A 22114-nucleotide genomic window follows, 5' to 3' on the forward strand; every position below is an offset into this window, starting at 1 on the left:
AAGCCCTCAGACAAGGTTGGAGGTTGAAGAAGTCGATACCGGCGCAAAGCCGTAGAGCGCGGCCGGGTTGGTGACCAGCACGCGTCGCAGAGCGCCCGCGTCCACCACAGCGCACCAGCGCGCCAGGGTGTCGATCTGCAATGCGTCGTCAGGCAAGGGGTGCATGCCCGCGCTGGCGGTTGCATGGGGCCAGTCGCTGCCCCAGAGCACGCGCTCAGGCGCTGCGCGCAGGTAGCTGGTGGCCAGTGCATCCAGCGCGGGGTCGTCCACCGCATGGGTGGCGCTGACGATGTAGCCGCCCGAGAGCTTGACCCAGGCCCTGCCCTCGCCCAGCAGTTGCAGCAGCAGCGCGTGGGCCGGGTGCGTCCCGGCTTGCTCGGGTGCGATGCGGCCCAGGTGGTCAAACACCAGCGGCACCGGCACACGGCGCAGCACATCGCCCAGCGTGGCCAGCACATCGGGCGGCATCAGCAGTTGCAAGTGCCAGCCCAGCGGCGCAATGCGCTGGGCCAGGGGCACGATGGCATCGACCGTGCCGGTGACGCCCAGCGACAGATTGAGCCGCACGCCGCGCACGCCCGCGTCGTGCAGGGCCTGCAGCTGGGCATCGCTCTCGGTGCCATCGATCACGGCCACGCCCCGGGCCTGCTCGCCCAACGCGGCCAGCCCCTGCAGCATGCAGCGGTTGTCCGCACCGTAGGTAGATGGCGTGACCAGCACCGTGCGCTCGGTGCCCAGGCGCTGCTGCAGCGCGCGGTAGTCGCTGGCCGACGCATCGGGTGGCAACAACCTAGCGCCGGGCGCTGCCGGAAAGCGCTGGTCGTACACATGCACGTGGCAGTCGCATGCCCCCGCGGGCAGCGCGGTACGGGGCGGCGCCGTTCCCAGCGAGAACGGTACGGGCGCGGCAAGGCAATCGCGGGTCATGGCGATGGACTGTCAGCGGCGGATGGACGTGGCGGCTCGATCAGTCCAGGCTGGCGCCCGAGTCCTTCACGATCTTGGACCAGCGAGGCACTTCGGTGCGCAGCAGTGCCGAGAATTGCTCGGACGTTCCGCCCAGGATTTCGCCGCCTTCAGAGCGCAGCTTGTCGGCCACGTCCGGCTGCTTGAGGGCCTGGTTGATGGCCTTGTTGAGCTGCGCCACGATGGCTGCAGGGGTGTTGGCCGGGGCCAGTACACCGAACCAGGTCACGGCCTCAAAGCCCTTGAACCCGGACTCTGCCAGTGTGGGCACATCGGGCAACTGCGCCGAGCGCTGGGCCGAGGTGATGGCGATAACCTTGAGCTTGCCATTGCGTACATGGCCCAGCAGCGTGGGCACGGACGACATGTACAGATCGATCTGCCCGCCCATCAGGTCCGTCATGGCCTGGGCCGCGCCCTTGTACGGGATGTGGCGCAGTTGGATGCCAGCAGCGTTCTCGGCCAGTTCACCGGCCAAATGGGCCACGGTGCCGTTGCCCGAGTAGCCCAGCGTTAGCGCCTCGGGCTTGCCCTTGGAGGCAGCCACCACATCAGCAAAGGTCTTGAAGCGCGAGTTGACCGGCACGGCCATCACGATGGGCGAGGACGACACCAGCGCCACGGGCACCAGGTCCTTGAGCGGGTCGTAGGGCAGCTTCTTGTACAGCGTGGGGTTGATGGCGAGGTTGCTGGTCTGCCCCATCACCAGCGTGTAGCCGTCCGGATCGGACTTGGCCACGGCGTCCACCCCCAGGTTGCCGCCAGCGCCGGGGCGGTTGTCCACGATCACGCTCCATTTGTTCTGGTCGGCCACCTTCTGCGCCACGGCGCGGGCGATCATGTCCGTACCGCCGCCGGGTGGGAACGGAACAATCAGGCGTATGGGCTTGGCGGGATAGGCGGTTTGCGCCTGCACGGCGCCGTGGGGCATGCCCACGGCGGCGAGGCCCAGAAAGGCAGCGCACAGGCGCGCGCTCAAAGAACGTGAAAGCGATGAAAAAGCGATCATGGATTTGTCTCCGTTATGGTGGTTCGTCACACCGGTCTGCTAAGGCCTGTTCGGGCCCGGCGCCGTGGTGTGCGAATGTACGCACGCGTTTCAACCCATACAATGCAGTTGCATACAATGAAACGAATTGCGCCATGAGCAACCCACCCTCTTCGCAAGCGCGCCCTGCCCCGAGCAAGGCAGCCAAACTGAATGCCACCACTGCTGGGGCCGATGAAAGCGCAGACGCGCCGACCGAAGCGGCGACCAAGGACACCGGCGGCGTGATCGCCGTGACGCGTGCCCTGCAGGTGCTGGAGGCCTTTGCGCTGGGCGAATCCAGCCTGTCCCTGGCAGAGCTGAGCCGCCGCTGCAGCCTTCACAAAACCACCGTACTGCGTCTGGCCCGCACGCTGGCGCAGTCAGGGTTCATGGTGCAGCGCGAAGACGGCGACTGGCGCCTGGGCCCGGCCGCCGGCTGGCTGGGTGCGCGCTACCAGGCGGGCTTTGACGTGCAGAACGTGCTGGAGCCCGCGCTGCGTGAGCTGACCCTTGCCACGGGCGAAAGCGCTGCGTTTTACGTGCGTGAAGGCAATGTGCGCACCTGCCTCGTGCGCGTGGAAGGCCCGCAGGCGCTGCGCCACCACGCCCGCATGGGCGAAGGCCTGCCGCTGGACAAGGGCTCGCCAGGCCGCGTGATCCTGGCGTTTTCTGGGGAGCCGGGCAAGGCTTACGAAGAGATCCGCAAGAAGGGCTACCACTGGTCGATTGGTGAACGCGAACAGGGCGTGGCCACCGTGTCGGCGCCGGTGTTTGGCATGCACTGGCGGCTCATGGGCTCGGTGTGCATCTCAGGCCCGGCCTCGCGTTTGCCCGCAGAAAAGCTCGAAGCGCTGGCGCACACCGTGATCGCTGCGGCAACGCAGTTGTCCTATGCGCTGGCCGGCAGCTCGGCCGCGCCGGCCCATGCCCCCGTGCGGGCGACCCAGTGGCATCCCTGATACTTGCGTTCGTTATCCACCCCCTACAAAAACCCAGGAGACCACCGTGAGCCGCTACCCCTTCCCCGACCTGAGCACCCTGCCCGAGGACATCCGCGCGCGGATTCTTGAAGTGCAGGAGAAGGCAGGGTTCATCCCCAACGTGTTCCTCGCGTTTGCCCGCCGCACGGCGGAATGGCGCGCCTTCTTTGCGTACCACGATGCGCTCATGCTCAAGGAGGAAGGCAGCCTGACCAAGGGCGAGCGCGAGATGATCGTCACCACCACCAGCGCTGCCAATCAGTGCCTGTACTGCGTGGTGGCGCATGGAGCGATCCTGCGCATCTACGAGAAAAAGCCGCTCATCGCCGACCAGGTGGCCGTGAACTACCGCAAGGCGGACATCAGCCCCCGGGAGCGGGCCATGCTCGACTTCGCCATGAAGGTGTGCCAGAACGCCCACGAGATCGACGACGCCGATTTCGAGGCCTTGCACCCGCATGGGTTCGATGACGAGGACATCTGGGACATCGCGGCCATCACGGCGTTCTTTGGCCTGTCCAACCGCATGGCCAGCTTCGCCGGCATGCAGCCCAACCCAGAGTTCTATCTGATGGGGCGTGTGCCGAAGGCCAAGCCTGCGGCCTGATCCCCACCATGCGCGCCGCAGCAACGATCTGGCTCTGTGTGCTGGCCGCCCCCGCAGTGCAGGCTGCGGGGTTTGGGCCGCCAGAAGGCACGCTGCCCATTCACCCGTTGCCGGTGGCTGTGCCTGCGGGCGCACTGTCGCCGCTGCGGTCCTCCGCCCTCTTCCGCGAAGAGTCCAACGCCGGGGCGGCGCCCACGTACTACCTGGGCGCCGGCGTGGCCGGCTCGCGCCTGCAAATCCCCGACTCGCCCGGCGCCACGGCGTGGCAGGTGGTGCCCACGGCCGCTTGCGCGCGCCTGGAGCCCGTGCCCCCCGCGCTGCTGCGAACACCCGCCGTGCAGGCCGTCGTGGTGCAGCAAAACCCTCTGCCCATGGAATGCGCTGCAGCCTTTGAAGGCAGCTGCACCAGCCGCGACGGAAAGCTGCGCATCACCACGGCCTTCGAGGGCCATCGCCGCGCCGCGCGCGTGGGTGGCGGTTTTTTCGGCACCGAAGGCACCATCGACACCACCTTCTACACGGGCGTGCGCACGCTCAGCATCGAACACCTGCCCAGCCGTCTGGCGCTGCGCATGCAGGAGCGCCTGAACAACAGCAACGGCTACAGCGCCCCGCAGACGGCCATCCGCTATCTGCCGGAGCTGCAGCGCCTGCTCTTGCTGGGTGCCTCCGAGGCCCAGGGCATGCCCATGGCGCACTGCGTAGCCCTGCCGCCCGGTTGATGGTATCCATGGCCTTCTGGTCGCCACGGGGTGGCGCCCCCCTAACTACCCGTCCTCTAAGCCTCAGGCAGGCAAGCCAACGTCTTCCTGAAGCACCCAGGGCTGCTGCGCCCGCCACTGGTCCAACCAACCCGGCACCTGCTGCGCAGGCATGGGCCGCGCAATACCATACCCCTGGCCCAGCACGCAGCCCATGGCCAGCAGCTTGCGGCCGTGGGCCACGGTCTCTACGCCCTCGGCGATCACCTTGCGATTGAAGGCCTTGGACAGGCCGACCACGCCCTGAACGATCGCCAAATCATCCCGGTCATCGAGCATGTCACGCACAAAACTCTGGTCGATCTTGAGCAGCTCTGCGGGCAGCTTTTTCAGGTAGGTCAGCGACGAGTAGCCCGTCCCGAAATCGTCCAGCGCAAAACGCACGCCCAGCTTGGCACATGCGTGCATCAGGCCTGACACCTGGGCCATGTCTTGCAGCGCGCTGGTCTCCACGATCTCCAGCTCCAGCGCCGACGAAGGCACCGTGGGGTGAGCGGCCAGTGCCTGGCGCAGCTTGTGCACAAAGTCATCCTGCTGCAACTGCCGGGAGAACACATTGACGCTGACCGGCAGGTGCAGCCCCGCCGCCAGCCACTGCGCCATCTGCGACAAGGCCAGGTCCAGCACCCGCTCGCCAATCGCAATGGCCAGGTCATGGTCTTCAATCACCGGCAGGAACTGGCCCGGCGCCAGCAGGCCCCGTTCGGGATGCAGCCAGCGGACCAGCGCCTCCATGCCCACCACCTCGCCCGTCTGCATGTTGACCTGGGGCTGGTAGTACAGCACCAGCTGGTGCTGCGAAATGGCAGCGGCAATCTGGTCCAGGCTTTCGCGCTTGATGCGGATGGCGGCATCGCTGGCCACATCGAACAGGTGGAACCGGTTTTTGCCCGCCTGCTTGGCCAGGTACATGGCTTGGTCCGCATGCCGGATGAGCTGCTCCGAGCTGGAGCCGTCTTGCGGGTAGATGGTGACGCCGATGCTGGCGGAGACTTGCAAGGAATTGCCGCCCACCTGCAACGGCTCTGCGGCCACCTGCAGCAGCCGCAGCAGCAGGGGTTCGCAGTAGTGCTCGGTCGACAGGTCGGACATGACGGCCACAAACTCGTCCCCGCCTATGCGCGCCAGCGTGTCGCCATCGCGCAGTGCCAACCGCAGGCGCTTGGCAATCGCCACCAAAAACTCGTCGCCCGCCGCGTGGCCATAGCGGTCGTTGATGTCCTTGAAGCCATCCAGGTCCAGAAAGGCCACCGCCAGCGACTTTTGCCGCCGCACGCAGTGCGCCATCGCCTGCTGCAGCCGGTCGGCCAGCAGCACGCGGTTGGGCAGGTGCGTCAGCATGTCAAAGTGCGCCACCTCGGCCAGTTGCTCGTTGATGCGGCGCATCTGCGCGTTGGCGGCCTCCAGCTCGGCCTGGCTGCGCAGGCGCTCCGTCATGTCGCGAACGATCATGCTGCTGTATTGGCGGCCCTCGCTGTCTCCGTAGATGCTGGAGCTGATCTCGGCCGTGAATCGGCTGCCATCGCCCCGGACCATGGTCAGCAGGCCGGCCGCCTGCCCTATCTGCTCGCGCCGCCCGAGCAGCTCATGCAGCCGGGGATCGGTGGGGTCGGCCAGCCCCGCGCGCCCCCGGGCAATGATTTGCGCCTCGCTCAAGCCGAAGAGGCGGCACGCCGCCTGGTTCACGGCCAGCACGGTGCCATCGGGCGAGGTGAGCAGCACGGCGTCCATGCTGTTGTCAAACAGCGCCTGGAACTTGAGTTCGCGGTCCTGTAGCTGCGACGTCAGCTTGCGCCGCATGGTGATATCGACAAAGGTCACCACGATCTTGTCGAGCTGTCCATCGGCGGTGAACCACGGGTCGGCCCGGCTGAGCACCCAGCAGATGTCTGCATCCTTGCCACGGACGATGCCTCCCACTATCCCGTTGACGGGTTTACGGGTCGCAAGCACCCGCGAGGCGGGGTAGTCGGACACCGGCATCACAGCCCCTTGCTCGTTCACGAAGGACCAGGCCGGGTCGATCAGCTGCTTGCCGGTCATCTGCTCAAAACTCAGCCCCAGCAGCTTGCTGGCCTCGGCGTTGCAGCGCACCACGGCGCCCGTCGCATCGTGGATGACCAGGCCGGTCATCAGGTTGTCGATGAGGGACCGCTGCTCGGTCTCGCTCTCACGCAGCACCCGCTCCACCGCCAGCCGCTGCTGCTCGGCTTCGTGCTCACGGCGGGCGAGGCGCCGCGACACGAGCTTGATGAACACCAGCAACAGGGCCGTCAACGCCAGCGGCGTGTCGATGCTGCGGGCCCAGACCTGAAAGAACCGGATCTCGGGCTGCCCCACAAAGACGGTCGCAGGGAGCTTGTCGAGCCGGTGGAACAGGTTGATGAAGTTTTGCCCGTTCAACAGCGCATTGGGCCCCTCGACCCGGCCTTGCACCGGGAACTGGTGCTGCGTGAGATACCGTATCAGCGCCCCGTCCCGGCGTGTGCCGTACACCTCGTCTTTGGTGACCGTGGCGGGCACGGGATAGCGGGACATCAGGTAGCCGTCATCGCGCAGCACCCCCACGGTGATTTGCTGCACCAGCGGTGCGTCCTGCCAGAGCGACTCCAGAAAATCGACCGGAAACACGTCCGTCAGCACCGCCCGGGGCTGCCCTTGCGCGTCCCGCAGCACATGACGCAAGGTGAACACCCAGTCCTGGCCCTGCGCGTCACGCTGGGGTCGTCCCAGGTAGATGTCGTGAAGGTCCTTCGCGTCCCGCGCAAAGTCCTGAAAGCCGGATTGATCCGCCACATCGCGCTGGACGTTCCTGCCCGCCGTATGGGACGAGGCCAGTACCTTGCCGTTCATGTCGGTCAGGGAGATCTGGCGGACTTCGGGGCGGTGCTTACGGTAGTCCGCCAACAGTTGCTGAGCCAGCGCCAGGTTGTCGATGCCACCGGGGGAGACGGCCATCGTTTCTGCCAGGCCGAACATGCCGGCGCGTTTGGAGAGAAGGAAGGTGTCCAGCGTCCGAGTCAGCAGCATCAGGTTGGACTGCATGTGCTGCTCTTCCCGCTCCTTTACCTGGCCCCATTCGTCAAAGGCGTACAGACCCACCATCAAAAGAACCGACGCGATGACCAGATTGGTCACCTTGTGGATGCTGTTGGCAGCTGCGCTTGCTTGGATGGATGGATTCATTCAGAAAGCACAAAACGGCACGTCGGTGCCGGGTGGGGAGTCTCCTTCCCCGGCTCTATTCGTTTTCTTCGGTCGTCCTTCAGGCCATCCTAACAGGTAACAAATTGAACGAGGTTACCCGGCAAGCGCCACTGCAAGCCGCTGGGCCGTAGCGTGCACGCGGTCCAGATGGAGGGGTTGCACGTCGGCCGCAAACCAATCCACGCCAGCCCGAAAACTATGTTTTTGATAGCAACTCAGGCATGTGATACCTGCGCTACCGGCCAAAATGATCCCCAAACGGGTGCAGAAAACCCCCACCGAGGCAGGGGCCCGCCCTGCGGATCAACCAGCCGTCACCAGTGCCCGCATCCAGTCCGGCAGCGGTGCGGCCTTCTGCTGCGGAAAGTCCACCCAGATCGTTGTGGCGCCGCCCGCCGCACAAATCACGCCCGGCTGGTCCACGCGTTCCATCGTGCCCCAGGTCTCGAACGTGGTGCGGCCCGGGTCGCTCACGTAGAGCTTGAGCAGCACATCGGCCGGGTATTCGAGCTGCTTGTAAAAGTTGCAGAACGCATTGACGATGACCGGTCCTTGCCCGCGCGGGTCAGGGTTGCAGCCCACCGACACCATCCACTCGATGCGCGCGGTTTCCAGGTAGCGAAAGTACACGGTGTTGTTGACATGGCCCATTGCATCCATGTCACCCCAGCGCACCGGGAACCGCATCTCAAAGACCAGCTTCTTGACCTCAGGGATTTCGATTTTCATAGCCGCCCGTACCCCGGGGATCAGACCGCGAAGCCGTCGTCGGCAGCGATCACCGCGCCGTTCACAAAATGGCTTTGGTCGCTGGCCAGCATCACCAGCAGCGCATCCAGGTCCTGCGGCTGGCCCACGCGCTTGCGCGGCAGCATGTCCATGAGCTTCTTGCCCTGCTCGGTCTGCCAGTGGTGGTGGTTGATTTCCGTGTCGATATAGCCGGGGCAGATCGCATTCACGTTGATGCCGAACCGGCCCCACTCCAGGGCCATCGCCCGGGTCATCTGCACCACGGCGGCCTTGCTCATGCAGTACGCGCCAATTTGCGGCAGCACCTTCAGGCCCGCCATCGACGCGATGTTGATGATGCGCCCGCCGGTGAAGCTGCCCGGCGCTGCGCCGCGCGAGCGGGCCAGCATGCGCTTGCCCACTTCTTGCGCCACAAAGAAGGCGCCCTTCACGTTGGTGTCGAAAATGAAGTCGTAGTCCTCGGGCGTCACGTCCTGGATGCGCTGGGTGGTGCTCACGCCCGAGTTGTTCACCAGAATGTCGATCGACCCCATTTCGGTCTCGGCATGGGCCACGGCGGACTTGATGGAGTCGTGGTCGGTCACGTCCAACTCGATCACATGGGCGTCACCGCCCTCGCCTTCGATGCGCGCGCGCAGCTCCTTGAGTTTTTCCACCCGGCGGCTGGCCAGCACGACGCCTGCGCCCGCGCGGGCCAGGGTGCGGGCAAACTGCGCGCCCAGGCCGCTGGAGGCGCCCGTGATGAAGGCCACGCGGCCGGACAAGTCGATGCTGTATGCCATTTAGAGTCTCCCTACTGATCAAAATAGAACGGTCGTTCGATTGTCTATATTCCGTGAATACAATCAGTCGCCAGACAGACAGGGCGCGGTCGGCGCTCTGTAGAAAATAATCCATTATCAAACGCCCGACGAGAAGCCCATGACCAACGAAGAAATCCTCGCCCAATACGGCCCCCGCGAATCCATGGAATACGACGTGGTGGTCGTTGGCGGCGGCCCTGGCGGCCTTGCCACTGCGATCCGCCTGAAGCAACTGGCGGCCGAAAAAGGCCAGGACGTCTCGGTGGTGGTGCTCGAAAAAGGCTCCGAGCCCGGTGCGCACATCCTGTCGGGCGCCATCATGGACCCCAAGGCCCTGACCGAGCTGATCCCCGACTGGAAAAAGCGCGGCGCTCCGCTGAACCAGCCCGTCACCGACGACGCCTACATCTTCCTGAGCGAAAAGTCGGGCTTCCGTGTGCCCAACATGTTCCTGCCGCCGTTTGCGCAGAACCATGGCAACTACATCATCAGCCTGGGCAACCTGACCAAGTGGCTGGGCGAACAGGCCGAAGCCCTGGGTGTAGAAATCTTCCCCGGCTTCACGGCCGCTGAAGTGCTCTACAACGACAACGGCTCCGTCAAGGGCGTGGCCACCGGGAACATGGGCATCGGCAAGGACGGCGAGCCCACCGAAAACTTCCAACTGGGCATGGAGCTGCTGGGCAAGTACACCGTGTTTGCCGAAGGCGCACGCGGCCACCTGGGCAAGCAGCTGATCGCCAAGTTCCACCTCGACAAGGACCGCGACCCCCAAAGCTTTGGCATCGGCGTGAAGGAACTGTGGGAAATCGACCCCAAGAAGCACCAGCCCGGTTTTGTGATGCACACCGCGGGCTGGCCCATGGAGAACGACACCTACGGCGGCGCCTTTCTGTACCACCTGGAGGGCAACAAGGTGGCCCTGGGCTTCGTCACCGGCCTGGGTTATGCCAACCCTTACCTGAGCCCGTTCGAGGAATTCCAGCGTTGGAAGACGCACCCCAACGTCCGCTACTACTTCGAGAACGAGAAGGGCGAGATCACGGCCAAGCGCCTGTCGTATGGCGCGCGCGCCATCAACGCCAGCGGCATCAACGCCCTGCCCAAGACGGTGTTCCCGGGCGGCGCCCTGGTGGGCTGCAATGCGGGCTACCTGAACGTGGGCCGCATCAAGGGCAGCCACGCCGCCATCAAGACCGGCATGCTGGCCGCCGAAGCCGCCTATGACGCCGTGGTGGCAGGCCGCCAGCACGACGAGCTGACGGCCTACCCCGACGCCTTCGAGAAGAGCTGGCTGCACACCGAGCTGAACAAGGATCGCAACTTCAAGAACTGGTTCAAGTACGGCCTGACCACGGCCACGCTGATGAACGGCTTTGAGCAGTTCGTGCTGCGCGGTCACATCCCCTGGACGCTGCACCGCGACAAGCCCGACCACGCGTACCTGAAGCCCGCAGCCGAGTGCAAGCCCATCGTCTACCCCAAGCCCGATGGCAAGCTCACGTTCGACCGCCTCTCCAGCGTGTTCATCAGCAACACCAACCACGAAGAGAACCAGCCCGCCCACCTCACGCTCAAGGACCCGAGCGTGCCGGTCAACATCAACCTGGCCAAGTACGCCGGCCCCGAGGCACGCTACTGCCCGGCGGGTGTGTACGAGTTTGTGCCCGACACGACCAAGGGCGGCGATGCCCAGCGCCTGCAGATCAATGCGCAGAACTGCGTGCACTGCAAGACCTGCGACATCAAGGACCCCACGCAGAACATCGTGTGGGTCACGCCGGAAGGCGGCGGTGGCCCGAACTACGCGGGCATGTAAGCACCGTCAAAATGCATAGCGCCTTGCGCTTGAAGGGCCTGCACTGCAGGCCCTTTTTTGTGGAAATCCGCCCGATCTGCAGCGCAATCCCCCTCACGCGGCGGCGCGTGTGAGCTGAAACTGCCCCATCGCACCCGCCAGCCGGTTGGCCTGGTCCTTGAGGCTTTGGGCCGCTGCGGCGCCCTGCTCCACCAGCGCGGCGTTCTGCTGCGTCATGTGGTCGAGCTGGTCCACCGCCTGGCTCACCTGGCCGATCTGCGTGCTCTGCTCGCTGCTGGCCTCGTTGATCTCCGACATCAGCGTGGTCACACGCTCCACGCTTTGCACGATGTCGCCCATCGTGGAACCTGCTGTCACCACCAGCCGGGCGCCGTCACTCACCTTGTCCACGCTGGTGGAGATCAGTGCCTTGATCTCGCGCGCCGCATTGGCGCTGCGCCCGGCCAGGCCCCGCACCTCGCTGGCCACCACGGCAAAGCCGCGCCCTTGCTCGCCTGCACGCGCCGCCTCCACGGCTGCATTGAGCGCGAGGATGTTGGTCTGGAAAGCAATGCCGTCGATGATGCCCACGATGTCGGCGATCTTCTTGCTGCTGGCATTGATCTCCTCCATGGTTTTGACCACCTGGTTGACCACTTCGCCCCCCTTGCTGGCCACTTCGGTGGCGTTGAGCGCCAGCGCGTTGGCCTGGCGCGTGCTGTCGGCATTGGCGGCCACCATCTGTGCCAGCTGGGCAATGCTGGCCGCCGTCTGCTGCAGGTTGCTGGCCGCGTGCTCGGTGCGCATGCTCAGGTCGGTATTGCCCGCAGCCACTTCGGAGCTGGCGACATGGATGGATTCGCCGGAGTCACGCACCTCGGTCACCACGTAGTGCAGCGACTCGACCATCTTGTCCAGCGCGGTGAGCAGCTGGCCGATCTCGTCGGTGCGCTGGGTTTGCATGCGCACCGTGAGGTCGCCCCGTGCCACCACAGCGGCCGCCTCGGAGGCCTGGCGCAGCGGCAACACAATGGAGCGCCGCAGCAGCCAGCCAAACAGCGCCGACAGCGCTACCACCACCAGCACCGCCACGGCGCTGATCCATTGCGCACGGGACGCGTCGGCAATCATGCTGTCGCCCGCGTTCAGGGAGGACTGCTCCGACGCTGCGAGCAACTGGTCAATGGACCGCAGGTATTGGGTCAACGCGGCGGCGTGCTCCTGCAGCTCCTTCTGGCTGATGATCTTGGCTTCGAGGGCGTTCTGCACCAGCGCGTCCCGCAGCACGGCGTATTTCTGGCGCTCGGCCTGGGCCTGTGCCCACAGGGGCCTCGCGCGCTCACTGGAAGACGCCTTGGTCAGCGCTTCGTCAATGCGCTTGCGCATGGCGTCTTCGGCGGCGATCTGGTTGCGCATTTCGGCCACCAGGGGGAACACATCGGACGACATCGTGGCGCGCAACGCAATCTGGCCGATATAGACCGACTGGGTTTTCCAGTCACGCACGGTGCGCTCAATGGGCAGTTGCTCCGTGGTCAGCAACGTGGCTTGGCGGCTCGTGTCCTGCCCTGTGAGCCAGGTGGTGGCCCCCAGCAGCGCCACCGCAAAGCCCAGGATGCCAAAGCTGGCCGCCAGCTTTTGCCCCACGCTCAGAGTCCGGCGGCGCCGGGCAGGTGCTGGGCTCTGAGCGGCAGCGTCTGGCACGGCACGGCTGAACTCCGCGCCTGCTGGTGCGGCGGAGAAGGCGGCGCCGCCAGGCGCCCCGGATGTGGCGGGCAAATAGTTCATGAGCGTTCTCCTGTTTCATATCCCGCACCGTGCGGGGGTGGAAGCCGGTGGTGGCCAGCGCCGTGCACCGTGGGTCCTCGCTGACTCGCAGCACACAGCACCGGCCCCACCGGGTGGGTCAGCAATCCATCACGTCAGGACGTGACACATTCGCCAAAGCCGCCACCGCCGGGGGTGGCGATCTCGAACACATCGCCCGGCTCCATCAGTGCCGCGCCAATGTGGCCCAGCTCCTCCACCTGGCCGTTGGCACGCAGCACGCGGTTGGCACCGGGCTTGCCGGGCTGGCCGCCCGCCATGCCAAAGGCGGGGTTCAGTCGCCCGTTGGACAGGATGCTGGCCGTCATCGCCTCCAGGAAACGCACGCGCCGCACGCCACCGTCCCCGCCCGCCCAGCGGCCTGCACCGCCCGAGCCGCGCTGGATCTCGTAGCTGTCGAGCACCACCGGGAAGCGGAACTCCAGCACCTCGGGGTCGGTGAGGCGCGAGTTGGTCATGTGGGTCTGGACCACGCTGGTGCCGTCAAAGCCGCGCACCGCCCGGCCCGAGGCGTCCAGCACCGCACCTGCACCGCTGCCACCGGCAATGGTTTCGTAGTACTGGTACTGCGCATTACCGAAGGTGAAGTTGTTCATGGTGGGCTGGCTGCCCGCCATCACGCCCAAGGCGCCAAACAGCGCGTTGGTGATGCAGGTGGAGGTCTCCACGTTGCCCGCCACCACCGAGGCCGGAGGGTTGGGGTTGAGCATGGAGCCTTGCGGAATGATGACCTGCAGGGGCTTGAGGCAACCGGCGTTGAGCGGGATGTCGTCGTCCACCAGCGTGCGGAACACATACAACACGGCCGCCATGCACACGGCGCGCGGGGCGTTGAAGTTGTTCATCTGCTGCGGGCTGGTGCCTGCAAAGTCGATGACCGCGCTGCGCTCGGCCACATTGACCTTGACCGACACGCTGATCTGCGCGCCGTTGTCCAGCGGCAGGGTGAAGCTGCCGTCCTTGAGCTGCGTGATCACACGGCGCACGGACTCTTCGGCGTTGTCCTGCACATGGCGCATGTAGGCCTGCACAACATCCAGGCCAAACTGGTCCACCATCTTCGACAGCTCTTGCACGCCCTTTTCGTTCGCCGCGATCTGTGCGCGCAGGTCGGCCAGGTTCTGCTGCGGGTTGCGGCTGGGGTATGGCGTGGTGCCGCCGCCCGTGGCCAGCAGGGTGCGTACTTCTTCTTCGAGAAAGATGCCCCGGTCCACCAGCTTCACGTTGTTGATCTGCACGCCTTCTTCATCGATGCGCGTGGAGAACGGGGGCATGGAGCCCGGTGTGGTGCCGCCAATGTCCGCGTGGTGGCCCCGGCTGCCCACATAAAACGTGGGCTCGTTGCCCTCGGCCACGTACACCGGGGTGATCACCGTCACATCCGGCAGGTGGGTGCCCCCGTGGTACGGGTCGTTGAGCATGTACACGTCGCCCGGGTGCATCTTGCCCGCGTTCTCGCGGATCACGGTCTTGATGCTCTCGCCCATGGACCCCAGGTGCACGGGCATGTGGGGCGCGTTGGCGATCAGGTTGCCGGCCGCGTCGAATAACGCGCAACTGAAGTCCAGACGCTCCTTGATGTTCACCGAGTAGGCCGTGTTCTGCAATTGCAGCCCCATCTGCTCGGCAATGTTCATGAACAGGTTGTTGAACACCTCCAGCAGCACCGGGTCCACGGTGGTGCCTGCGGCGTACTGCACCTTGCGGGCGGTCACGCGGTCCAGCACCAAGTGGTCCAGGTCGGTCAGGCGCGCAGACCAGCCGGGCTCCACCACGGTGGTGGTGTTCTTCTCGGCAATGATGGCCGGGCCGGGGATCACGTCGCCGGGGTGCAGGTCCTCGCGCACCACCAGGGCCGCATCGTGCCAGGCACCGCCCGAGTACATCTGGACCACCTCGCGCTGCGGGTGCTTGCGGTGCGGGTGCACGGGCAGGCGCGGCTCGGCGGGGGCGTCACCGGCAATCATGGCTTCGACCGACACGGCCTCCACCACCAAGCCCTTGCCCGCCATGAGGAAGGCAAAACGCTGGCGGTAGGCGGCCTCAAAGGCGGCCTGGATGCCGGCCATGTCACCAAACGGCACGACCAGGGCCGAATCCGTGCCCTCATAGCGCACATGCACGTTCTGGCGCACCTGCACGGGGTTGGTGCTGACCTGCTGGCGCTCCAGCTCGGCCTGCGCGGCAGCGCCCAGCGTATCCAGGCGCTCGGCGATCAAGGGCAGAGATTCAGCCGCCAGCGGCATCTCCACCGCCTGCTCGCGGATCACTGTTTGGTCAGCCAGGCCCATGCCGTAGGCGCTGAGCACCCCCGCCAGCGGGTGCACAAAAACGCGCGACATGCCCAAGGCATCGGCCACCAGGCAAGCGTGCTGGCCGCCTGCACCACCAAAGCACTGCAGGGTGTAGCGCGTCACGTCATAGCCGCGCGCCACGCTGATCTTCTTGATGGCGTTGGCCATCTGCTGCACGGCAATCTGGATGAAGCCTTCGGCCACTTCTTCGGGCTTGCGCTGGGTCTGCGTCGCAATCTCTTCAAAGCGGGCGCGCACCGCGTCAGCGTCCAGCGTTTCGTTGGCTGCGGGGCCGAACACGCTGGGGAAATAACGGGGCTGCACCTTGCCCACCATCACGTTCGCGTCGGTCACGGCCAGCGGGCCGCCACGGCGATAGCTCACGGGGCCGGGGTTGGCGCCGGCGCTCTCGGGGCCCACGCGAAAACGGGCGCCGTCATACGCCAGCACCGAGCCACCGCCCGCCGCCACCGTGTGGATACTCATCATGGGAGCGCGCATGCGCACGCCCGCCACGTGGGTCTCGAACTCGCGCTCAAAGGCACCCGCGTAGTGGCTCACGTCGGTGCTGGTGCCGCCCATGTCAAAGCCGATGACCTTTTCGTGCCCGGCCAGGCCAGCTGTGCGCGCCATGCCGACGATGCCGCCTGCAGGGCCGGACAGGATCGCGTCCTTGCCCTGAAACGTGCCCGCGTCGGTGAGCCCCCCCGAGGACTGCATGAAGAACAGCTTGACGCCCGGCATCTCGCTGGCCACCTGCTCCACGTAGCGGCGCAGGATGGGCGACAGATACGCATCCACCACCGTGGTGTCGCCCCGGCTCACGAACTTCATCATGGGGCTGGTTTCGTGCGAGGTGCTGATCTGCGTGAATCCCACCTCCTGGGCGATGCGCTTGGCCGCCTGCTCGTGCTGCGTGTAGCGGTAGCCGTGCATGAACACAATGGCCACGCTGCGCAGCCCGCGACCATAGGCGGCCAGCAGGTCACCGCGCAAAGTGGCTTCGTCCAGGTTCTGCAGCACGCCACCGTGGGCGCCCATGCGTTCGCGGGCCTCGATGACTTCGGTGTAGAGCAGCTCGGGCAGCTGGATGTGGCGGTCAAACAGGCGCGGGCGGTTCTGGTACGCGATGCGCAGTGCATCGCGAAAGCCGCGTGTGGTGACCAGCAGCGTGGGCTCGCCCTTGCGCTCCAGCAGCGCGTTGGTGGCCACGGTGGTGCCCATCTTCACGCACTCCACCAGCTCAGGCGTGACAGGCTCGCCAGGCTTCAGGCCCAGCAGGTGGCGGATGCCCGTCACGGCGGCATCCTTGTACTGCTCGGGGTTCTCGGACAACAACTTGTGGGTGGTCAGGGAGCCATCGGGCCGCTTGGCCACGATGTCGGTGAAAGTGCCGCCCCGGTCGATCCAGAACTGCCAGCGTGGGGTGTGCGTTTGGGGTGTCATGGTGGTCATGTGTAGTGGCTCCGAGATAAAAAAATGGAAAGAGGTGGTGGCTATGTGGCTAGGCGATGGCAAGGTGGGCGGGGGCCAGCCTTTGCATGACCTGCCACACGGCAGGAATGGGGGGTGCGGTGGCCAGAGCCCGCTCCACAGGGCACCAGGGGCTTGCCAGCGAAGCGGCCCAGGCCATCACGGGCAAGATGTCGGCGGGCGGCAGGGTCTGCATGGTGTCGATCACGATGCGCAGCTCTTGCGCCAGGCGGTTGCCGGGGGCAAATCGCCAGTGGTATTGGCCGCCCGCCACGCAGACGGCGCGGTTTTCCTTGTCCGTCATGGCCGACAGCCACAGGCAGTGAAAGTCGGCGCAGGCCGGGGCTGGAGGCTCGGTCAGGCAGAAGGTGTAGGCGTTTTCGTAAGCGCGGCCAAAGTTGCGCACCAGGGTCTCGGCAATGGCCTCGCGGCCCAGGGTGCATGCTGGGGCCTGCTCGTCGCCCTGGCGCACTTCCATCTGCAGCAGCGCACCACCGGCAAAGGCTTGCGCAATGAGGTGCGGGCGATTGAGATCCTTGGCGCGCAGGTACATCTCGATGGTGTCCGAGGGTGTGTGCATGGTGCTTCTCCTGAAAGGCGTGCAGGAAAGGTCAGCGCTGCGTGTAGTACGGAATGAAGATCTGGTTGGCCTCGCTGCCCACCGAGCGCACCCACTCGCGCGAGAACCGTTCGCCCAGGCGCTTGAGTTCGGCATCAAAATCTGCTGGCGCACGATCCACCTTGATGCCCTTGCGCTGCAGCTCGGCCACCGACTCTTCGGCCACCGCAGCGCTCATGGCCCAGCCGCGCGTCTCGGCCTCAGCGGCGGCCTTCGTCACCGCCTGGCGTGTGGGTACAGGCAGTGCCTCAAAAGCCTGCTGGTTCACAAAAACGATGTTCTTGGGAAACCAGGCGTTGATGCCGTAGTACTGCTTGATCTGGCCCCAGACCTGGTTCTCGACCCCCGTGAGGGCCGAAGTGATCATGGAATCGAGCTTGCCAGCCGACAGAGCCTGGTTGACTTCCACCATCGGCACATCCACGGGCGTGGCGCCCAGCAGTTCGGCAATGCGCACAGTGCCGGGGTTGTAGGTGCGCATGCGCGTGCCCTTGAAGTCGGCGGACGAGCGCACGGGGCTGATCGAGAACAGCCCCTGCGGCGGCCAGGGCACGGCGTACAGCGCCTTGAGCCCCTTGCTGGCCATGTGCGCTTCGATCAACGGACGCTGCACGTCCCACATGCGCCGCGCGTCGGCATAGCTGCGCACCACAAAGGGCACAGCATCTGCCCCGGCGATGGGGATGTCTCGCACCAGGTTGGTCATGATGGTCTCTCCCGCCTGGGCCTTGCCCTCCTGCACGGCCTGGGGTATCTCGTTCAGCTTGAACAAGGCGTTGTGGGCATGGACCTCGATGCGCAGAGCGCCTGCCGAGGCACGTTCCACGTCTTGCGCAAACTGCACGAGATTGCGGGTATGAAACGACTCCGCGCGGTAGCCCGTGGCCAGCGTCCACTGGGTCTGGGCGTGCAGCACCGGGGCCACGGCGAACGCGGCCAACAACACCAAGGTCTTCATGGGGAACTCCTGTGCGGACGTTGCGGGCGTGGGTGCTGGGGGTCAGCCCTGCATCTGGCGGGGCAGCCAGAGCACGACATCGGGCACGAAGTACGTCATCACGACGGCCACGATCATCAGAGCGAACAAAGGCAGCGCCGTGCGTGCAATCCAGGTCACTTCGCGCCGCGTCATGCCCTGCAACACGAAGAGGTTGAAGCCCACGGGCGGCGTGATCTGCGCCATCTCGACCACCAGCACGATGAAGATGCCGAACCACACCAGGTCAAAGCCTGCAGCCTCCACCGTGGGCAGCAGCACCGCGATGGTCAGCACCACCATGGAGATGCCGTCCAGGAAGCAGCCCAGCACAATGAAGAACACGATGAGCAGCAGCATCAGCGCAAAGGGCGACAGGTGCAGCGCCCCGATGAACTCGGCCAGGTGCCGTGGCAGGCCGATGAAGCCCATGGCCAGCGTGAGGAACGCGGCACCCGCCAGGATGAGGCCGATCATGCAGTACACACGGCAGGCGGCGACCAGCCCTTCCTTGAAGCGCTCCCAGTTCAGCGAGCCCTCGATCTTGGCCAGGATCAACGACCCGGCGACACCCAGCGCCGCAGCTTCGGTAGCGGTGGCAATGCCGCTGTAGATGGCGCCCAGCACCACGACGATGAGCGACACGACGGGAATCAGGTGGCGGGAGGCATACAGCTTTTGCACAAAGCTGAGACGGGTATCAGGCGCCGGCACCTTGTCCTTGTTGAACAAGGCCCACACCACGATGTAGCCCATGAACAGCGCAGCCAGCATCAACCCCGGAATCACCCCTGCCAGAAACAGCTTGGAGATCGACACGTTTGCTGCCACGCCGTAGACGATCATGATGATCGATGGCGGAATCAGCAGCCCGAGCGTGCCCGCACCGGCCAATGTGCCCACGGAGATGTCTTCGGGATAGCCGCGCTGCTTGAGTTCAGGCAGCGTGATCTTGCCGATGGTGGCGCAGGTGGCGGCCGATGAGCCCGAGATGGCCGCGAAGATGGTGCAGCCCACCACGTTGACGTGCAGCAGGCGGCCGGGCAAGCGCTCCAGCCAGGGCGCGAGGCCCTTGAACATGCTGCTCGACAGCTTGCTGCGGAACAGGATCTCGCCCATCCACAAAAACAGCGGCAAAGCCGTCAGCGTCCAGCTGGAGGTCGACCCCCAGATGGTCAGCATCATGCTGTCGCCCACGGGGCGGTTGGTAAAAAACTCCATGCCTACCAGAGCCACTGCCAGCAGTGACAGGCCGATCCACAGGCCCGATCCGAGCACTGCGAACAGCACCACGATCAGACCCAAAGCGATGATGACGTCCATGATGAAGTCTCCTGGAACGGGTTATTCGGAACGTGCGGCTTCGGACACCGCCATGAAGGCCCTCCCCTGGAAGCGCAACACCAGCGCATGGGCAAACGCCAGCGCAAAACCAATGCAGCCCATGGCCATGCTGATCTGGGGAATCCACAGCGGCGACGCGTCGGCCGCAGGCGAGATGTCATGTGTGATGTAGGAGATCCACACCGAACGCACGGCATAGCAAGCGATGTACACGGACAGCACCAATGCGCTGACCAGGCAGAACCACTCGAAGGCACTGCGCCAGCGGGCGGGCAGCCTGTCCAGGATGAGCGTCACGCGGATGTGATCGCCGTTTTGCAGCGTGCTGGGCAGCGCAAAGAACAAGGCGGCGGCAATGGCGTAACCCGCGTAGGCGTCGAGTCCGTCGATGTTGAGGTGGATGACTTCGCGGGCAAAAACGCCCAGCGTGACTGCGCCGAACGCGGCCAGCATCGACAGGCCGGACAGCAGCATCAGCAGCCTGTAGAAATTTCGGACGAGCTTGTCCATGGCGTACTCCTGTAACGCTTGAAAAAGAGGGGGAGCGGTAATGAAATTGCGGGGGTAGCGCGCGGTGCGCTACCCGGCCCCGTGGAGGCCTTCAGGCATGTTCAGAAGTGACTACTTCTTGCGGTAGGCGTCGATGATGGCCTGCCCCTCGGCACCGGCCGATTTCACCCAGTCAGCTGTCATGGATTCGCCGATGCCCGCCAGCTCCTTCTTGATGCTGTCGCTCGGTTCGGCCACTGTCATGCCTTTGGCTGACAGTTCCTTGATGAACTCCTTGTCCACACGCTCGCTGGTGGCCCAGCCGCGTTCTTCGGCGGCGGCTGCGGCTTTGAGCACGGCATCCTGCAGGGGCTTGTCGAGGGCGTCAAAGGCCTTCTGGTTCACCACCGTGGCATTGCGCGGCAGCCACGCGCTGACGGGGTAGAAGTACTTGACCTGCTCATACAGCTTGGACTCCACGCCGCTGGCGCTCGACGTCAGAAAGTTCTGCACCGTGTTGGTCGCCAGGGCCTGGCCCAGCTCGGACAGCTGGATCGTCACGGGCTGTGCCTTGAGCAGCTGGGCAATGCGCGTGGTGGCAGGGTTGTAGGCGCGCATCTTGGTGCCCGCAAAGTCTGCGGGCGTGCTCACCGGCTTGAGCGAATACAGCGACTGGCCAGGCCATGGCACCGAGAACAGTACCTTCACGCCCTGGGCGGCGAGCAGCTTCTCTTGTGCGGGCTTGGCGGCCAGGTACAGGCGCTTGGACTCTGCATAGGTGCTCGCCAGGAAGGGGATGGAGTCCACGCCAAAGAGCGGGTTCTCGTTGGTGGCGCCCGACAGGATGAACTCGGCCGAAGGCACCTGCCCGGTCTGCACCGCGCGCTTGATTTCGTTGGCCTTGTACAGCGAACCACCCGGGTGCAGGGTGATCTTGAGCTTGCCGCCGGTGAGCTTGTCCACTTCATCGGCAAACTGCTGCACGTTCTGCGTCTGGAAGCTGTTGGCGCCGTAGCCGGTGGGCAGGTCCCACTTGACCTGGGCCTGGGCCGCACACACGCTGAGGGCAGCCGTCATACACAGTGCAAATTTTTTCATGGGGAGACTCCTGGGGTAAGCCGCTTAGAAGCTGGCGAGTTGGTGGTTGAGAAGGTCGGTGATCAGCATGCAACCCGGGGCATGGGTGATGCAGAAGGCTGGTTGGGCGTTGAGGATGGCGGACTGGGGTGTGACACCGCAGGCCCAGAACACGGGGATTTCATCGGGCAGCAGGGCTACGGTGTCGCCGTAGTCGGGCTTCGCGATATCGGCAATGCCGATGAGCGCGGGATCGCCGATGTGCACTGGTGCGCCATGCACGTTGGGAAAGCGCGAAGTGACCTGCACGGCACGGATCACATCCGCAGCGCGCATGGGCCGCATGGAGACCACCATGGCGCCTCCAAACGGCCCCGCCGCTTCGGTGGCAATGCTGGTGCGGTACATGGCCACGTTCTTGCCCTCGTTGATGTGGCGCAGGCTGATGCCGGCCTCTTGCAGCGCTGCTTCGAACGAGAAAGAACACCCGAGAACAAATGTCACCAGGTCATCGCGCCACAGGTCGCCAACATCGTCCACCTCCCGGACCATCTCGCCGTGGCGCCAGATGCGGTACTGCGGCAGGTCACTGCGAATGTCGATCCCGTCGCCCAGCGTGGGGAGCGTGAACTGGCCTGGCTCGCTCACCGCCAGCACGGGACAGGGCTTGGGGTTGCGCTGGCAAAAGCGCAAAAAATCTCCCGCCAGTACTTCGGGCAGGATCACCAGATTGCCCTGGACGCGTCCGTGGGCCAAGCCACTGGTATGCGACGACCAGAGCCCCTGGCGTATGACGCTGCGCACGTGGTGAGGGTCGTTGATCCCTTCCGAACCAAACACTGCGAGCGCTGTGTGTTGAGCTGAATCCACCGTTTTTCCTTGCATTGAGAAATGTCAATTGCATGACGTTGGGCAGATTGTGTTGGGGTGTGAACGACCCTGGCAAATTCAAAAAATTTCTATCACGTCATCGATTTTTTCCATGCACTCCATTGGGGAGAGGCGAACCATCTTGGTGCCAAGGGAAAACCCTGAGAGAAAATTTACGGGTAAACCCTGATGCTACCGGACCACTGAAATGCCGGAGAAAAAGGCGTATGCCGAGTGCGCCCG

17 protein-coding genes are annotated in these 22114 nt (G+C 65.0%); 4 read left to right on the forward strand and 13 right to left on the reverse strand.

Annotated elements, in window-relative coordinates:
• Window positions 1-6: 6 nt before the first annotated feature.
• Both DNK89_RS03100 and DNK89_RS03105 read right to left on the reverse strand, forming a co-directional pair.
• Window positions 7-927 (reverse strand): amidohydrolase, encoded by a 921-nt coding sequence (locus DNK89_RS03100; protein ID WP_110958848.1) that lies wholly within the window; start codon window positions 925-927, stop codon window positions 7-9.
• A gap of 40 nt (window positions 928-967) precedes the next feature.
• Window positions 968-1975 (reverse strand): tripartite tricarboxylate transporter substrate binding protein, encoded by a 1008-nt coding sequence (locus tag DNK89_RS03105; protein ID WP_203422176.1) that lies wholly within the window; start codon window positions 1973-1975, stop codon window positions 968-970.
• A 134-nt stretch (window positions 1976-2109) separates the two neighbouring features.
• On the opposite strand from DNK89_RS03105, the gene DNK89_RS03110 reads away from it, so the two are divergent.
• From DNK89_RS03110 to DNK89_RS03120, 3 genes are read left to right on the forward strand one after another with little or no spacing between them, the layout of a single operon-like run.
• Window positions 2110-2955, forward strand: coding sequence for an IclR family transcriptional regulator (locus tag DNK89_RS03110; protein WP_238990675.1), 846 nt, complete (start codon window positions 2110-2112; stop codon window positions 2953-2955).
• Window positions 2956-3001: 46 nt separating this feature from the next.
• On the forward strand, window positions 3002-3583 hold the full coding sequence (locus DNK89_RS03115) for a peroxidase-related enzyme (RefSeq protein ID WP_110958849.1): 582 nt from the start codon (window positions 3002-3004) through the stop codon (window positions 3581-3583).
• Between the two features lie 8 nt (window positions 3584-3591).
• The gene (locus DNK89_RS03120) at window positions 3592-4305 is read left to right on the forward strand and encodes a hypothetical protein (protein WP_110958850.1); all 714 of its coding nucleotides are present in this window, start codon (window positions 3592-3594) and stop codon (window positions 4303-4305) included.
• A gap of 63 nt (window positions 4306-4368) precedes the next feature.
• Here the strand turns inward: DNK89_RS03120 and DNK89_RS03125 are convergent, their stop codons facing one another.
• The 3 genes from DNK89_RS03125 to DNK89_RS03135 form a co-directional block, all read right to left on the reverse strand.
• Window positions 4369-7530, reverse strand: coding sequence for an EAL domain-containing protein (locus DNK89_RS03125; RefSeq protein WP_110958851.1), 3162 nt, complete (start codon window positions 7528-7530; stop codon window positions 4369-4371).
• Between the two features lie 324 nt (window positions 7531-7854).
• Window positions 7855-8280 (reverse strand): thioesterase family protein, encoded by a 426-nt coding sequence (locus tag DNK89_RS03130; RefSeq protein ID WP_110958852.1) that lies wholly within the window; start codon window positions 8278-8280, stop codon window positions 7855-7857.
• A gap of 20 nt (window positions 8281-8300) precedes the next feature.
• On the reverse strand, window positions 8301-9083 hold the full coding sequence (locus tag DNK89_RS03135) for an SDR family oxidoreductase (protein ID WP_015014335.1): 783 nt from the start codon (window positions 9081-9083) through the stop codon (window positions 8301-8303).
• 139 nt (window positions 9084-9222) lie between these two features.
• Here DNK89_RS03135 and DNK89_RS03140 point away from each other — a divergent pair, with 139 nt between their 5' ends.
• Window positions 9223-10923, forward strand: a complete 1701-nt coding sequence (locus DNK89_RS03140) for an electron transfer flavoprotein-ubiquinone oxidoreductase (RefSeq protein WP_110958853.1) — start codon at window positions 9223-9225, stop codon at window positions 10921-10923.
• Window positions 10924-11016: 93 nt separating this feature from the next.
• Here the strand turns inward: DNK89_RS03140 and DNK89_RS03145 are convergent, their stop codons facing one another.
• From DNK89_RS03145 to DNK89_RS03180, 8 genes are all read right to left on the reverse strand, one after another.
• The gene (locus DNK89_RS03145) at window positions 11017-12690 is read right to left on the reverse strand and encodes a methyl-accepting chemotaxis protein (protein WP_110958854.1); all 1674 of its coding nucleotides are present in this window, start codon (window positions 12688-12690) and stop codon (window positions 11017-11019) included.
• 134 nt (window positions 12691-12824) lie between these two features.
• Window positions 12825-16478 (reverse strand): hydantoinase B/oxoprolinase family protein, encoded by a 3654-nt coding sequence (locus DNK89_RS03150; RefSeq protein ID WP_203422177.1) that lies wholly within the window; start codon window positions 16476-16478, stop codon window positions 12825-12827.
• Between the two features lie 49 nt (window positions 16479-16527).
• Window positions 16528-17076 carry a hypothetical protein gene (locus tag DNK89_RS03155; protein ID WP_110958855.1) on the reverse strand — a complete coding sequence of 183 codons (549 nt, stop codon included), beginning with the start codon at window positions 17074-17076 and terminating at the stop codon, window positions 16528-16530.
• A gap of 31 nt (window positions 17077-17107) precedes the next feature.
• The gene (locus tag DNK89_RS03160; RefSeq protein ID WP_110958856.1) at window positions 17108-18073 is read right to left on the reverse strand and encodes a TRAP transporter substrate-binding protein; all 966 of its coding nucleotides are present in this window, start codon (window positions 18071-18073) and stop codon (window positions 17108-17110) included.
• Between the two features lie 42 nt (window positions 18074-18115).
• Window positions 18116-19414, reverse strand: a complete 1299-nt coding sequence (locus DNK89_RS03165; RefSeq protein WP_110958857.1) for a TRAP transporter large permease — start codon at window positions 19412-19414, stop codon at window positions 18116-18118.
• Between the two features lie 21 nt (window positions 19415-19435).
• Window positions 19436-19945: a TRAP transporter small permease gene (locus DNK89_RS03170; RefSeq protein ID WP_110958858.1), complete on the reverse strand. Its 510-nt coding sequence runs from the start codon at window positions 19943-19945 to the stop codon at window positions 19436-19438.
• Between the two features lie 111 nt (window positions 19946-20056).
• Window positions 20057-21022 carry a TRAP transporter substrate-binding protein gene (locus tag DNK89_RS03175; RefSeq protein WP_110958859.1) on the reverse strand — a complete coding sequence of 322 codons (966 nt, stop codon included), beginning with the start codon at window positions 21020-21022 and terminating at the stop codon, window positions 20057-20059.
• Between the two features lie 24 nt (window positions 21023-21046).
• The gene (locus DNK89_RS03180) at window positions 21047-21886 is read right to left on the reverse strand and encodes a putative hydro-lyase (protein WP_110958860.1); all 840 of its coding nucleotides are present in this window, start codon (window positions 21884-21886) and stop codon (window positions 21047-21049) included.
• Between the last annotated feature and the right edge of the window lie 228 nt (window positions 21887-22114).

It is taken from the genome of Acidovorax sp. ST3, assembly GCF_003231145.1.
Classification (GTDB): domain Bacteria; phylum Pseudomonadota; class Gammaproteobacteria; order Burkholderiales; family Burkholderiaceae_C; genus Acidovorax.

Bases quoted from the DNA above. Each gene is read 5' to 3' on its own strand.
- DNK89_RS03165 (WP_110958857.1), bottom strand. From the start codon at position 19,414: ATGGACGTCATCATCGCTTTGGGTCTGATCGTGGTGCTGTTCGCAGTG.
- DNK89_RS03140 (WP_110958853.1), top strand. From the start codon at position 9,223: ATGACCAACGAAGAAATCCTCGCCCAATACGGCCCCCGCGAATCCATG.
- DNK89_RS03175 (WP_110958859.1), bottom strand. From the start codon at position 21,022: ATGAAAAAATTTGCACTGTGTATGACGGCTGCCCTCAGCGTGTGTGCG.
- DNK89_RS03105 (WP_203422176.1), bottom strand. From the start codon at position 1,975: ATGATCGCTTTTTCATCGCTTTCACGTTCTTTGAGCGCGCGCCTGTGC.
- DNK89_RS03155 (WP_110958855.1), bottom strand. From the start codon at position 17,076: ATGCACACACCCTCGGACACCATCGAGATGTACCTGCGCGCCAAGGAT.
- DNK89_RS03100 (WP_110958848.1), bottom strand. From the start codon at position 927: ATGACCCGCGATTGCCTTGCCGCGCCCGTACCGTTCTCGCTGGGAACG.
- DNK89_RS03120 (WP_110958850.1), top strand. From the start codon at position 3,592: ATGCGCGCCGCAGCAACGATCTGGCTCTGTGTGCTGGCCGCCCCCGCA.
- DNK89_RS03170 (WP_110958858.1), bottom strand. From the start codon at position 19,945: ATGGACAAGCTCGTCCGAAATTTCTACAGGCTGCTGATGCTGCTGTCC.
- DNK89_RS03110 (WP_238990675.1), top strand. From the start codon at position 2,110: ATGAGCAACCCACCCTCTTCGCAAGCGCGCCCTGCCCCGAGCAAGGCA.
- DNK89_RS03160 (WP_110958856.1), bottom strand. From the start codon at position 18,073: ATGAAGACCTTGGTGTTGTTGGCCGCGTTCGCCGTGGCCCCGGTGCTG.
- DNK89_RS03125 (WP_110958851.1), bottom strand. From the start codon at position 7,530: ATGAATCCATCCATCCAAGCAAGCGCAGCTGCCAACAGCATCCACAAG.
- DNK89_RS03135 (WP_015014335.1), bottom strand. From the start codon at position 9,083: ATGGCATACAGCATCGACTTGTCCGGCCGCGTGGCCTTCATCACGGGC.
- DNK89_RS03150 (WP_203422177.1), bottom strand. From the start codon at position 16,478: ATGACCACCATGACACCCCAAACGCACACCCCACGCTGGCAGTTCTGG.
- DNK89_RS03145 (WP_110958854.1), bottom strand. From the start codon at position 12,690: ATGAACTATTTGCCCGCCACATCCGGGGCGCCTGGCGGCGCCGCCTTC.
- DNK89_RS03130 (WP_110958852.1), bottom strand. From the start codon at position 8,280: ATGAAAATCGAAATCCCTGAGGTCAAGAAGCTGGTCTTTGAGATGCGG.
- DNK89_RS03180 (WP_110958860.1), bottom strand. From the start codon at position 21,886: ATGCAAGGAAAAACGGTGGATTCAGCTCAACACACAGCGCTCGCAGTG.